Here is a 14,874-nt window from a genome sequence, read left to right on the forward strand (position 1 = left end):
CGGGCCGGAACGAGAGAGATGGTGGAGTGCGCGAATGAGTGAGCCCGGCGCGCCGGCGGGACGTCCGCCGCTGGACGTGGTGATCTCCGAGACCCTCGCCGTGCTGCGGAAGGTCGACCCGGACGGCCGGCACGCCGTCACCGGGGACCGCCCCTTCCTGGAGCTCGGGCTGGACTCCCTCGGCCTGGTGGACCTGCACGCCCGGCTGACGGCGGCGACCGGCCTGCCGCTGCCGGTCACGGTCGGGTTCGACTACCCGACGCCGGGACGGCTGGCCGAGTACCTGCGCGCCCTCGCGGGCGGCGAGGAGACGGACGCACCGGCCGTGCCGGGGAGCGCGGGCGGGGCGGCGGACGACCCGATCGCGGTCGTCGGCATCGGCTGCCGGTTCCCGGGCGGCGTCGCGTCCCCGGACGACCTGTGGCGGCTCGTCGACGGCGGCGTCCACGTCATCTCCGACTTCCCCGCCGACCGGGGCTGGGACCTCGACGCCCTCTTCGACCCGGACCCGGACGCGCCCCGCACCAGCTACGTCCGCAAGGGCGGCTTCCTGGACGGCGCCGCCGACTTCGACGCCGCCTTCTTCGGCATCAGCCCGAAGGAGGCCCTGGCGATGGACCCGCAGCAGCGGGTCCTGCTGGAGACCTGCTGGGAGGCGCTGGAGCGGGCGGGCATCGATCCCGCCGGCCTGCGCGGCTCCGCGTCCGGCGTGTTCGTCGGGATGGAGCCGCACGAGTACGGCCCGAAGACCCACGAGGCGCCGGACGGGCTCGACGGGCACCTGATGCTCGGCACGCTGCCGAGCGTCGTGTCCGGCCGCGTCGCCTACGTCCTCGGCCTCGAAGGGCCCGCGCTGACCGTGGACACGGCGTGCTCCGGCTCGCTGACCGCGCTGCACCTCGCCGTGCAGTCGCTCCGGCGCGGCGAGTGCTCGCTCGCGCTCGCGGGCGGCGTGACGGTGATGTCCGGGCCCGGGACGTTCACGACGTTCAGCCGCCAGCGCGGCCTCGCCCCGGACGGCCGGTGCAAGGCGTTCGCCGCCGCGGCGGACGGCACCGGCTTCTCGGAGGGCGTCGGCGTGTTCGTCCTGGCCCGGCTGTCGGCGGCGCGGCAGGCCGGGTATCCGGTGCTGGCGCTGGTGCGCGGGTCGGCGATCAACCAGGACGGCGCGAGCAACGGCCTGACCGCGCCCAACGGGCCGTCGCAGCAGCGGGTGCTGCGCGCAGCGCTGGCCGACGCCGGGCTCACGGCGGGCCAGGTCGACGCGGTCGAGGCGCACGGCACCGGGACCCGGCTGGGCGACCCCATCGAGGCGGGCGCGCTGATCGCCGCCTACGGGCGCGAGCACGCCCCGGACCGGCCGCTCTGGCTCGGCTCGGTCAAGTCGAACATCGGGCACTCCGGGGCCGCCGCCGGGGCCGCCGGAATGATCAAGATGATCATGGCGATGCGGCACGGGACGCTGCCGCGGACCCTGCACGTGGACGAGCCGTCCCCGCACATCGACTGGTCGTCCGGGACGGTCCGGCTGCTGACCGAGGCCGTTCCCTGGACGCGTCCCGACGGCGAGTCCGAGCCGAGGCGGGCCGGGATCTCGTCCTTCGGCGCCAGCGGCACGAACGCGCACGTGATCATCGAGCAGCCGCCGGACATGGAAACCGGGCCGAGGCCCGAGCCGTCCAAGGAGCGGATCACGCCGCTGCCGCTGTCGGCGAAGAGCGAGCCCGCGCTGCGCGACCAGGCCCGCCTGCTGCGGGCGGCGCTCACGGCGGGCCGGCCGCCGTCCCTGCTCGACGCCGCGTTCTCGGCGGCGACGACGCGGGCGTCCTTCGACCACCGCGCGGTCGTCGTCGCCGGGGACCGCGACGAGGTGTTGCGCGGCCTGGACGCGCTGGCCGACGGCGACGCCGTGGCCGGTGTGCTGCGGGGGACCGCCGCGTCCCCGTCCGGCGGGACGGCCTTCCTGTTCACCGGGCAGGGCAGCCAGCGTCCCGGCATGGGACGGCGCCTCTACGAGACCTTCCCCGCCTTCGCCGACGCCCTCGCCGACGCCGCCGACCACCTCGATCTCCAGCTCGACGTGCCGCTGCTCGACGTCCTGTTCGGCACCGACCCGGACGCCGACGCGCTGCTCGACCAGACCGCCTACGCGCAGCCCGCGCTGTTCGCGGTCGAGGTCGCGCTGTTCCGCCTGCTGGAGTCGTGGGGCGTGACCCCGGACCACGTGGCGGGCCACTCGGTCGGCGAGCTGGTCGCGGCGCACGTCGCGGGCGTCCTGTCGCTGGAGGACGCGGCGCTGCTGGTCGCCGCGCGCGGGCGCCTCATGCAGGAGCTCCCGCCCGGCGGCGCGATGATCGCCGTTGCGGCCACCGAGGAAGAGATCACCCCCTACCTGGACGAACGGGTGGGCCTCGCCGCCGTCAACGGCCCGTCCGCGCTCGTGATCTCCGGCGACGGCGAGGCCGTGTCCCGCGTCGCCGCCCTCTTCGCGGACGGCCGGGTCGGGGCGCCGCGCCGCACGCGCCGACTCCGCGTGTCGCACGCGTTCCACTCGCCGCTGATGGAGCCGATGCTCGCGGAGTTCCGGCGGATCGCGGACGTCATGGCGTACGCGCCGCCGCGCGTCCCGATCGTGTCGAATGTGACCGGGCGGCCCGTCGAGCCGGACGCGGAGTACTGGGTGCGGCACGTGCGCGAGGCCGTCCGGTTCCGGGACGGCGTGCGCTGGCTGCGCTCGGCGGGCGTCACCAGGTTCCTGGAGCTGGGCCCGGACGGCGTCCTCTCGGCGATGGGCCGCGACTGCCTCGCCGACGACGACGAGGACGCGCTCTTCACGCCCGTCATGCGCGACGGACGCGACGAGGAGCGCGAACTGCTCTCGGCGGTCGGCCTCGCCCACGCGCACGGCGTCCCCGTCGACTGGGACGGCCTCTTCGCCGACAGCGGCGCCCGGCGCGTCGACCTGCCGACCTACCCCTTCCAGCGGCGGCGCTACTGGCTGGACATGGGCCCCGGTCCCGCCGGACGCCGCGACGGGCACCCGCTGCTCGACACCGTCCTCGGCCTGGCCGGGGGCGGTGGGACGGTCCTCACCGGCCGCCTGTCGACGCGCACGCGGCCCTGGCTCGCCGACCATGTCGTCGCCGGGACCGTCCTGCTGCCCGCGACCGCGTTCGTGGAGATGGCGGTCCGCGCCGGGGACGAGGCGGGCTGCGGGACCGTCCGGGAACTGACGCTGGAGGCGCCCCTCGCGCTGCCCGCCGACGCCGAGGTCGCGGTGCAGGTCGTGGTCGGGGAGCCCGCCGAGGACGACGGCCGGACGGTGGAGATCTACTCCCGTCCCGGCGACGCGCTGCCCGACGAGCCGTGGACCCGGCACGCGAGCGGCGTCCTGTCCGCGCAGGCGGACGAGCCAGAGGTTCCGGACCTCACGGCCTGGCCCCCGCCCGGCGCCGAGCCGGTCGACCCCGCCGCCCTCGACACCCCCGGTCTTGAGTTCGGCCCCATGTTCCAGGGCCTGCGCGCCGTCTGGCGCCGGGGCGCGGAGATCTTCGCCGAGGCCGCCCTGTCAGAGGACGCGCAACCCGGCCCGGAGCGGTTCGGGCTGCACCCAGCGCTGCTGGACTCGGCGCTCCGTCCCGCCGACCTCGCCGGGGACCCGGCCGAGGACGAGATCCGGCTCCCCTTCGCCTGGACGGACGTGACCCTCCACGCCACGGGCGCCGCGTCGGTGCGGGTTCGGATCACGCCCACCGGTACCGGCGGCGCGGTGTCGGTCGCGGTGGCCGACGCGGCGGGCGCGCCGGTCGCGTCCATCGGCACGATCGTGACGCGCGCCCTCCCCGCCGGACGCGTCGAGAGCGGGAACGAGCCGTTGCACATCGTCCGGTGGGAGCCGGTTCCGGCCTCGGAACCGGTGGCCGGGGACGGCTGGGCCGTCCTCGCGGGCGCGCCCGAACTGGAGAACGCCGGGACGGTCCACTCCGGCATCGAAGACCTCCTGGTGTCCGGCGCGGCGGTGCCCGGTGTCGTGGTCGCACCGTTCCTCCCGGTGGAGGGCGCGCCGCCCGAAGCCGCGCGGGCCGCCGCCGTGCGCCTTCTCGACCTCCTCCAGAGCTGGCTGGCCGAGGAGCGGTTCGCCGCGTCCCGGCTGGTCATGGTGACGCGGCGGGCGGTCGCGGCCGGAGCCGACGAGGCCCCCGACCTCGCCACGGCCCCGCTCTGGGGCCTGGCCCGCGCCGCGCAGGCGGAGCACCCCGGACGCTTCACGCTCGTCGACCTGGACGGCGCCGCCGACGCCGTCCGCGCGTTGCGGACGGCGCTCGCGACCGGCGAGCCGCAGGTCGCGGTCCGCGCGGGCGTGCCGCACGTCCCCGTCCTGGCGCGGGCGACCGGGGCCGGACGTCCCGCGCCGTGGAGCGCCGACGGGACCGTGCTGATCACCGGGGGCACGGGCGGGCTCGGCGCGCGGGTCGCGCGGCACCTGGTGGCCGCGCACGGCGTCCGGCGCCTGATCCTCGCGTCCCGGCGCGGCCCGGACGCCCCCGGCGCCGCCGACCTCCGCGCGGAGCTGACCGGCCTCGGCGCCGACGTCACGGTGGTCGCCTGCGACGTCGCCGACGCCGGGGCGCTCGCCGCCGTGCTGGCGGCGGTGCCGTCCGAGCATCCGCTGAGCGGCGTCGTCCACACGGCGGGCGTCGTGGACGACGGCCTGGTCGGATCGCTGACCCACGAGCAGGTGGACGCCGTGCTGCGTCCCAAGGCGGACGCGGCCTGGAACCTCCACGAGCTGACCCGTGAACTCGGCCTGTCGGCGTTCGTGCTGTTCTCGTCCGCGGCGGGCGTCATGGACGCGGCCGGGCAGGGCAACTACGCGGCCGCCAACGTGTTCCTCGACGCGCTGGCCCGGCACCGCCGCGCGGCGGGCCTGGCGGCGACGTCCCTGGCCTGGGGCCTGTGGGCGGGCGACGACGGCATGGGCGGACGCCTGGACGAGGTCACCCGCCGCCGCGCCGGACGGTCCGGCCTGGCCGCGCTGTCGGCGGACGAGAACCTCGCGCTCATGGACCTGGCGCTGCGAACGGGGGAACCCGAGCTGCTCCCGGTCCGGGTGGACACGGCGGCGCTGCGGGCCCGGACGGACGCCGTCCCGGCGGTGCTGCGCGGGCTGGTGCGCGGACCGTCCCGCCGCCGCGCGGGCGCGCCCGCCGCAGGGCTGGCGGCCCGCCTCGCGGACCTGCCCGAGTCCGAACGGGAACGCGTCGTCCTGGACCTGGTACGGACGCAGGTGGCGGCCGTCCTCGGCCATGACGGCGCGGCCGAGATCGACCCCGGACGCGCCTTCAACGAGATCGGGTTCGACTCGCTCGCGGCGGTCGAGCTGCGCAACGCGCTGAGCACGGCGACGGGCCTGCGGCTGTCCACGACCCTGGTCTTCGACCATCCCAACCCGCGCGCCCTGGCCCGGCACATCGCGGACAAGGCGCTCAACACCGCGTCCGGCGACACCGCGTCCGGCCCGCGCGCCGTGCGGGTGACCGCGCCCGTGGACGAGCCGATCGCCATCGTCGGCATGGCCTGCCGCTACCCCGGCGGCGTCGCCGCCCCCGAGGACCTCTGGCGGCTGGTCGCCGCCGGACGCGACGGCATCGCCGAATTCCCCGACGACCGGGGCTGGAACGTCGCGGACCTCTACGACCCGGAGCCCGGCCTCCCAGGCAAGAGCTACATCCGCGAGGGCGGGTTCCTCTACGACGCGGCCGACTTCGACGCAGACCTGTTCGGCATCAGCCCCCGCGAGGCGCTCGCCATGGACCCGCAGCAGCGCCTCCTGCTGGAGGTCTGCTGGGAGTCGCTGGAACGCGCGGGCGTCGACCCGCTTTCGGTCCGCGGCACCCCGGTCGGCGTGTTCGCCGGGATCATGTACCACGACTGGGCCACCCGGCTCGCCGAAGTGCCCGAGGACCTCGCCGGATACCTCGGCAACGGCAGCGCGGGCAGCATCGCCACCGGCCGCGTCGCCTACGCGCTCGGCCTGGAGGGCCCGGCCGTGACCGTGGACACGGCGTGCTCGTCGTCGCTGGTCGCGCTGCACTGGGCGATGCAGGCGCTCCGGCAGGGCGAGTGCACGCTCGCGCTGGCGGGCGGCGTGACGGTGATGGCGACCCCGGACACCTTCGTGGACTTCAGCCTCCAGCGCGGCCTGGCCAAGGACGGCCGCTGCAAGTCGTTCGCCGCCGCCGCGGACGGCACCGGCTGGGGCGAGGGCGCGGGCATGCTCCTGCTGGAGCGGCTCTCGGACGCCGAGCGCAACGGCCACCGGGTCCTCGCGGTCGTGCGGGGCAGCGCGATCAACCAGGACGGCGCGTCCAACGGCCTGACCGCGCCGAACGGGCCGTCGCAGCAGCGGGTGATCCGCCAGGCGCTCGCCGGCGCCGGGCTCGGCACCGGCGACGTGGACGCGGTCGAGGCGCACGGCACGGGCACGACGCTCGGCGACCCGATCGAGGCGCAGGCCCTCCAGGAGACCTATGGGCAGGACCGTCCGGACGGGCGTCCGCTGTGGTTGGGGTCGATCAAGTCGAACATCGGTCACGCGCAGGCCGCCGCCGGTGTCGCCGGGATCATCAAGATGGTCGAGGCGATGCGGCACGGCGTTCTGCCCAAGACGCTGCACGTTGACGCGCCGTCGCCGAACGTCGACTGGACGGCCGGGCGCGTCGAACTCCTCACCGAGGCCCGCGAATGGCCGGAGAACGGCCGTCCGCGCCGGGCCGGGATCTCCTCCTTCGGGATCAGCGGCACCAACGCGCACGTCATCATCGAGCAGGCCCCCGAGCCGACCGTGACCGACGAGCCCCGGCCGGAGACGACGCGGCTCGTGCCGTGGGTCGTCAGCGGGAAGACCGCCGGCGCGCTGCGGGCGCAGGCCGAGCGCCTCCACGCGCGCCTGCGCGCCGACGACGATCCGGCGGTGGTCGGCCGTGCGCTCGCGACGACCCGCGCCGCGCTCGAACACCGCGCGGTGCTGATCGGCGCCGATCACGACGAACTCGTCCAGGGCTTGGACGCCCTGGCCCGGCGCGACGCCTCGGCGGTCGCGGGCCAGGTCACCGGCGGCGGCGTCGCGTTCCTGTTCACCGGGCAGGGATCGCAGCGCGCCGGGATGGGCCGCGAGCTTTACTCCCGGTTCCCCGTGTTCGCGGACGCGTTCGACGCCGTCTGCGCCCGCCTCGACGGGCACCTGGAGCGCCCGCTCCGCGACGTGGTGTGGGACGACCAAGACCTCCTCAACGAGACCGTCTACACCCAGGCCGGATTGTTCGCGGTCGAGGTGGCGCTGTTCCGGCTGCTGGAGTCGTGGGGCCTGCGCCCGGACCATCTGGCCGGGCACTCGGTCGGCGAGATCGCCGCCGCGCACGCCGCCGGAGTGCTGTCGCTGGGTGACGCCGCCGCGCTCGTCGCGGCGCGCGGCCGGTTGATGCAGGCGCTCCCGTCCGGCGGGGCGATGGTCGCGGTCCAGGCGGCGGAGGACGAGATCGTCCCGCTGCTGCGCGACGGGGTGTCGATCGCGGCGGTCAACGGCCCGTCGGCGGTCGTGCTGTCCGGCGCGGCGGACGCGGTGCGCGCACTCGCCGCCCGCCTGGCCGGCGACGGCCGCCGGACCCGCGCCCTCGCCGTCTCGCACGCCTTCCACTCGCCGCTGATGGAGCCAATGCTCGCGGAGTTCCGGCGCGTCGCGGAAGGGCTGGACTACCGGCGTCCGGAGATCCCCGTCGTGTCCAACCTGACCGGCGAGCCCGCCGACCAGGGATCGGCCGAGTACTGGGTGCGCCACGTCCGCGAGCCGGTGCGGTTCGCGGACGGGATCCGCTTCCTCGAGTCGGCCGGGACGGCGACGTTCGTCGAGGTCGGCCCGGATGCCGTCCTGACCGCGATGGGCCGGGACTGCGCGAGCGGCGACGCGGCGTTCGTTCCGCTGCTGCGCCGCGACCGGCCGGAGGAGCGCGAGCTGCTGTCCGGCATCGCCGCCGCGTTCACGCGCGGCGCCCGCGTCGACTGGGACGCCTTCTTCGCGGACGTGTCCGGACGGCCGTCCGTGGACCTGCCGACGTACGCGTTCCAGCGCCGCCGGTACTGGCTCGACGCGGGCGTGCCCGCCGGTGACCCGGTCCGCGCGGGCCTGGACCCGGTCGGGCACCCGATGCTCGGCGCCGCCGTCGCCGCGCCCGGCTCCGAGCAGGTGGTCCTCACCGGCCGGCTGTCCGCCGGGACGCAGCCGTGGCTCGCCGACCACGAGGTGCTCGGCTCGGTGCTGCTGCCCGGCACCGGGCTGGTGGAGCTGGCGCTGCGGGCCGGCGACCAGGTCGGCTGCCGCTCGCTCGGGGAGCTGACGCTGGAGGCGCCGCTCGTCCTCGACGGCCGCGCCGGGTACGCCGTCCGGGCCGTGGTCGAAGGCCCTGACGAGGCGGGCGAGCGCGCCGTCGCCGTGTACTCGCGGCCGGACGGCGAGACGTCGGGCTGGACCCGGCACGCGTCGGGCGTCCTCGTCCCCGAACCCGGCGAACCGGCCTCCGACCTCGCGCACTGGCCCCCGGAGGGCGCGACCGCGCTGGACCTGGACGGCGCCTACGACCGGCTGTCCGGCATGGGTTACGGCTACGGTCCCGTCTTCCAGGGGCTCCGCGCGGCGTGGCGGCGCGGCGACGAGGTCTTCGCCGAGGTCGCCCTCCCGGACGACGCGCGCGGCGACGCGGCGCGCTACGGGCTGCATCCCGCCCTGCTCGACGCCGCCCTGCACGCCGACGCCCTGAGCGACGCCGCGGGGGAGGGGGACGCCGCCGCGAGCGTCCCGTTCCAGTGGACGCGGGTCACGCTGCACGCCGAAGGCGCGTCGGCCGTCCGCGTCCGCACCCGCCGGACGGACGCCTCCGGAACCCTCGCCATCGACCTCGCCGACACGGCCGGACGCCCGGTCGCCACGGTGGAGTCGCTGGCCACGCGCCCCGTGTCCGCCGGCCAACTGGCGAGCGGACGGCGGCCGACGCTGTACCGGGTCGGGTGGGGCGCGTCCCGCGCGACGTCCCCGGCCGACGTCGGCGCGGTCATCGGCGTCGACCGGCTCGGCCTGGACGACGCCGTCCCGGCGTTCGGCGACGTCGCCGCGCTGGCCGCGGCGGTCGGCTCCGGCGCGATGCCCGCGCCCGAACTGGCGGTGTTCGCCTGCCCGGCCGCGACCACCGACCCACTGGGCGACGCCCGCACCGCGACGACCGCCGTCCTGGAGACGCTGCGGGCGTGGCTGGCCGACGAGCGCCTCGCCGGGTCGCGCCTCGCCATCGTGACCCGGAACGCCGTCGACACCGGCGACGGGCGCGTCGAACCGGGGCAGGCGGCGGCATGGGGCCTGGTCCGCGCGGCGCAGGCGGAGAACCCCGGCCGGTTCGCCCTCCTCGACCTCGACGGGCTCGACGCTTCCCTCCGTGCCCTTCCCGTCGCGCTGTCGCCGTCCGAACCGGAGGCTGCGCTGCGGGACGGCACACCGTACATTCCACGCCTCATCGAATCGCCCGCCCCGCCCGGCGGGGCCTCGTCGTGGAGCGCCGACGGAACCGTGCTCATCACCGGCGGGACGGGCGGCCTGGGCGCCCTCGTCGCGCGGCACCTCGTCACCGCGCACGGCGTCCGCCGCCTGGTGCTGGCCGGACGTCGCGGGCCGTCCGCCGCCGGAGCCGCCGCGCTCGCCGCCGAGCTGACCGGCCTCGGCGCCGACGTCGAACTGGCCGCCTGCGACGTCGCGGACCGCGACGCGCTGTCCGCCCTCCTCGCCGCGATCCCGGCGGACCGTCCGCTGACCGGGGTGGTGCACCTCGCGGGCGTCCTGGACGACGGCGTCATCGGCTCGCTCGACCCCGGCCGTATGGACGCGGTGCTGCGTCCCAAGGCGGACGCGGCCTGGCACCTGCACGAACTGACCCGCGACCTGCCGGACGTGTCGGCGTTCGTCCTGTTCTCGTCCGCCAGCGGCGTGCTGCTCGGCGCGGGCCAGGGCAACTACGCGGCGGCGAACGCGTTCCTCGACGCGCTCGCGTCCCGCCGCCGCGCGCTCGGCCTCCCCGCCACGTCGCTCGCCTGGGGACTCTGGGACGAGAAGGACGGCATGGGCGGCCGCCTCGGTGACGCCGACCTGCGCCGCGCCGCCGAGTCCGGCATGCCCGCGCTGTCGCCGGACGAGGGCCTCGCCCTGTTCGACGCCGCGCTGGCCGCGGACGCGCCCGCGCTGGTGCCCGTCCGGTTCGACCCGGCGGCGCTGCGCGCACGCGGCGGGGAGCCGCCCGCGATGCTGCGCGGCATCGTCCCGGCGGCGCCGCGCCGGCAGGCGTCCGGGCCCGCGTCCGGCAGGCCCGGGCCCGGGCTCGGACTCGCGGAGCGGATCGCCGCGCTGCACCCGGACGACCGGGAGCGCGCCGCCCTGGACGCGGTGCGCGCCGAGGTCGCCGCCGTCCGGCACGACGAGGACCCGGCGTCCATCGACCCGGGCGCGCAGTTCGGCGACCTCGGGCTCGACTCGCTCGCCGCCGTGGAGCTGCGGAACCGGCTCGGCGCGGCGTCCGGGCTGCGGCTCCCGGCGACCCTGGTCTTCGACCACCCGACCCCCGCGCTGCTGGCGAAGTTCCTGCTGGCCGAGCTGCTCCCGGACGACCCGGCGCCGCCCGGCGGGGAGGCGGCGGTGCGGGCGGCCCTCGCGGGCATCCCCCTGGACCGGCTCCGCGCGGCGGGAATCCTGGACACGCTGCTCGGCCTCGCCGACGCCGCCCCGCCGCCCGCCACGCCCGGCCCCGACGACGGGGACCCCGCCGAGGCGATCCGGAGCATGGGCGTCGCCGACCTGCTCCGGGCCGCGCGCCGGACGACGCCGGGCTGACCGTCCCCGCGCCGACCAACGGACACCTGCGAACCCGAGGAGACACCGAGATGGCGGAAGTGATGGAACGGCCGGGCGGCGCGCCGGCCCCGGCCCGCTACCCCGACGACCCGGACCTGCTCACCCAGGTCCTGCGGCCGTACCGGGCGAAGCGCTGCGAGTACCTGACGTCGGCCGAGCTGACCGTCGAGCGCGACCCGGCCGGGCCCGCCGACCAGCTCCGGGTCGGCGCGGCCTGCACGTTCGAGATCCCCGAGTCCTGCTACATCGACGACACCGGCCACTTCAACGCGGTCGAGTTCAACATCTGCTTCAACCAGATGTTCTACTACCTGGTCGCCAAGGCGGTGAAGGAGCGCGTCGTCGCGCCCTTCTCCCGATGGGACATGGACGACTTCTGGACCCGCCAGCTCGGCGAGATCCTCATCACCGACCTGCGCAGCGCGTTCCGCACGCAGATGCGCGGGCGGCTGTTCCAGGGCGAGATCCAGATCGCGGACGTCGCCGAGTGGGACGCCAGCGACATCCGCGACGCCCTGGTCGTGATCCGCACCACCTGCCGCTTCTGGGACGAGCACGGCGGCGACAGCCACGGCGAGGTCACCGCCGCGATCCTGAACCCGCCGCCGTCCGGCGGCTGAGCCGGAGGCAGCGATGGACGAGACGACTCCCGACACCACGAGACCGGTCATCACCGAGACGACGGGGGAGTGGCCGCCGCCGGACGCCGACCCGGTCGACACCGCCGACCTGTACGCCCGGCTCGCCGAGCGCGGCTTCCGCTACGGTCCCGCGTTCCGCGGGCTGCGGGCCGCGTGGCGGCGCGGGGACGAGCTGTTCGCGGAGATCGCCCTCGACCCGGGCCTGTCCGGCGCCGCGGCCTCCTACCTGCTGCACCCCGCCCTGTTCGACGGGGCGCTGCACACGACGCTGCTGCCCGCCGCGACCGGGCCGGACGCGCCGCGCGTCCCGTTCGTGTGGCGGGGCGTGCGGCTGGGCGGCGCGTCCGGGGCGCGGGAGCTGCGCGTCCGCATGGCGCCGGACGGCGCGAACGCGGTGTCGCTGACCGTGACCGACGGCGAGGGGCGGCCGGTCGCGTCGGTCGCGTCCCTCGCGCTCCGCGCGCCCGGCGGCGGCCGGTCCGCCGGGGCCGCGCTGCTCCGCCTCGACTGGACGGCCCTGACCCGCCCGAGCGTCCCCGGCACCGGCGCGCTCGCCTTTCTCGGCACCGACCACCTCGGCGTCACCGGCGCGCTCAAGTCGGCGGGACGGCGGGTCGAGCTGTATCCGTCGCTGCGCGCCTTGGACGACGGGCTGCGCGCGGGCGACGCCGTCCCCGGGACCGTCGTGGTGTCCTGCACCGACGAGGCGGCCGAGGTGCGGGCGGCGACGCAGCGGGCGCTCGTGCTGATCCAGGAGTGGCTCGCCGACGAGCGGCTCGCCGGGTCCCGGCTCGTGTTCGTCACCCAGGGCGCGGTCGCCGTGCGGGACGGGGACGACGTCCCCGACCTCGCGGGCGCCGCCGTGTGGGGGATGGTGCGGTCCGCCCAGTCCGAGCATCCGGGACGGTTCGCGCTGGTCGACCTGGACGACACCGGCTCGTCCGGGCCCGCGCTCGCCGCCGCCGTGGACACCGGGGAGGCGCAGCTCGCCGTCCAAGACGGGCGGCCGTCCCGGCCCCGCCTGACCCGCGTGCCGCCCGCCGCGCCAGCGGCCCCGACGCCCCGCTGGGACCCGGCCGGGACCATGCTCGTCACCGGCGGGCTCGGCGCGCTCGGGGCGCTGGTCGCGCGCCGACTCGTCCGCGAGCACGGGGTGCGGCGGCTGCTGCTCCTCGGCCGCCGCGGTGACGCCACCCCCGGCGCGGCCGAGCTGGCCGCCGAGCTGACCGGCCTCGGCGCGGACGTCGACATCGCCGCCTGCGACGCGGCGGACCGTCCCGCGCTGGAGCGCGTCCTCGCCGCGATCCCGGCGGACCGGCCGCTCGTCGCCGTGGTGCACGCGGCGGGCGTCGTGGACGACGGGACCGTCACCGCACTCACCCCCCGCAGGTTCGAGCGGGTGCTGCGTCCGAAGGCCGACGCCGCGCTGAACCTCCACGAGCTGACCGAGCACCTGCCGGGCTGCGAGCTGATCCTGTTCTCCTCCGTGTCCGGCACCGCCGGAGGCGCGGGCCAGGCCAACTACGCGGCGGCCAACGCCTTCCTGGACGCGCTCGCGCACCGCCGCCGCGCGACCGGACTGCCCGGCCTGTCCCTGGCCTGGGGCCTGTGGGAGGACGGCATGGGCACCGGCCTCAGCGCCGCCGACCTCACCCGGCTCCGTCGCTCCGGCCTGGCCCCGCTCACCGCCGACCAGGGCCTCGACCTGCTCGACGCGGCCCTCCGCCAGGACCGGGCCGTGCTCGCGCCCGTCCGGCTCGACGAGTCCGCGCTGCGCGCGGGACCGGGCGCGCTGCCCGAGGTGATGGCCGACCTCGCCGTCTCCGGCCGCGCCGCCCGCCCGTCGGACGGCCCGGACCTGCGCGAACGGCTCGCGCACCTGTCCGGCGCCGAACGGGAGGACGCCGTCCTGGAGTTCGTGCGGGCGCAGGTCGCGGACGTCCTCGGCCACTCGTCCCCGGACGGCCTCGACCCCGCCCGCGAGTTCGGCGAGCTCGGCATGGACTCCCTCACCACCGTGGAGCTGAACCGGCGGCTCGCCGCCCGGACGGGCCTGCGCCTCCCCGCGACCGTCGCGTTCGACCATCCGAGCGCCGCCCGCCTGGCCGGGCACCTGCACCGGCTGCTCTCCTGACCGAAGGGACCCCTCCATGCACGTGGTGATCGCCGGTGGCGGCGTGGTCGGCCTCGCCACCGCCTGGCGGGCGCTGACCGCCGGGCTGCGGGTGACCGTCGTCGACCCGGCCGAGCCGGGCCGCGCGTCGCACGCCTCCGGCGGCATGCTCCCGCCGCTCACCGAGCAGGTCCACGAGGACGGCCCGCTGCGCGGGCTCTACCTCGCCTCGCGGGACCGCTACCCGTCCTTCGTCGCGGAGCTGGAGGAGGACGCGGGCCGCGACGCCGGCCACCGCCGCGACGGCGTCCTCGACGCCGCGTTCACCGACGCCGACCTCGCCGCCCTGGACCGGCTGCGCGCCCTCCAGGAGTCGCTCGGCATCCGGACGGAGGCGCTCACCGCCGCCGACTGCCGCGCGCACGAGCCGCGGCTCGCGCCGTCCGTCCGCGGCGGGCTGCTCGCCCCGGACGACGGCGCGATCGACCCGCGCCGCATGACGGCCGCGCTGACCGCCGCCATCGAACGGCGCGGCGGAACGCTGATCGCGGACGCGGTCACCGAGGCGGTCGTGGCGGGAGGCCGCGCGACCGGCGTCCGGCTCCGCTCGGGCGGGACCGTGTCCGGCGACCGCGTCGTCCTCGCGGCGGGCTCCTGGACGCGCCGCGTCGGCGGGCTGCCGCCGGGCGCCGTCCCGGAGATCCGGCCGGTCAAGGGGCAGATCGTGCGGCTGCGCTCCGCCGAACCGTTCCTCGCGCGCACCACCCGCGCCGCCGTGGACGGCAGAGCCGTCTACCTCATCCCGCGCCTGGACGGCGAGCTGGCCGTCGGCGCCACCTACGAGGACGTCGGCGACGACATGACCGTCACCGCCGGAGGCGTCCGGGACCTGCTGGCCCGGGCCGCGGCCGTCCTTCCCGACGTCACCTCCCTGGAGTTCGCGGAGGCGGGCGTCGGGATGCGTCCGGGCGCGCCGGACGACCTTCCCGTCCTCGGCGAGACCACCGTTCCCGGACTGCTGCTGTGCACGGGGCATTTCCGGATCGGCGTCCAGCTCACGCCCGCCACCGCCGACGCCATGGTCGACGCGCTGACGACCGGCGCCCTGCCCGACGTCGCGAAGCCCTTCACCCCGCACCGCTTCGCCTGACCCTCTCAGAGGTCCGCCCCGGCCG

4 protein-coding genes are annotated in these 14,874 nt (G+C 77.0%); all 4 read left to right on the forward strand.

Going from position 1 to position 14,874, the window contains the following annotated elements; translation table 11 throughout:
• The first annotated feature begins 34 nt into the window (after positions 1-34).
• The 4 genes from FXF68_RS35090 to thiO are packed head-to-tail and all read left to right on the forward strand — an operon-like array spanning position 35 to position 14,849.
• Positions 35-10,924: a type I polyketide synthase gene (locus FXF68_RS35090; RefSeq protein ID WP_148767056.1), complete on the forward strand. Its 10,890-nt coding sequence runs from the start codon at positions 35-37 to the stop codon at positions 10,922-10,924.
• Positions 10,925-10,974: 50 nt separating this feature from the next.
• Positions 10,975-11,565: an FcoT family thioesterase gene (locus FXF68_RS35095; protein ID WP_222870232.1), complete on the forward strand. Its 591-nt coding sequence runs from the start codon at positions 10,975-10,977 to the stop codon at positions 11,563-11,565.
• Between the two features lie 13 nt (positions 11,566-11,578).
• Positions 11,579-13,720 (forward strand): type I polyketide synthase, encoded by a 2,142-nt coding sequence (locus FXF68_RS35100; protein WP_148767058.1) that lies wholly within the window; start codon positions 11,579-11,581, stop codon positions 13,718-13,720.
• Positions 13,721-13,736: 16 nt separating this feature from the next.
• Entirely contained in the window at positions 13,737-14,849 is a 1,113-nt protein-coding gene (gene thiO, locus FXF68_RS35105) for a glycine oxidase ThiO (protein ID WP_148767060.1), read from the forward strand.
• The last annotated feature ends 25 nt before the right edge of the window (positions 14,850-14,874 follow it).

This window comes from Actinomadura decatromicini (assembly GCF_008121305.1).
GTDB classification, from domain to species: Bacteria; Actinomycetota; Actinomycetes; order Streptosporangiales; family Streptosporangiaceae; genus Spirillospora; species Spirillospora syzygii.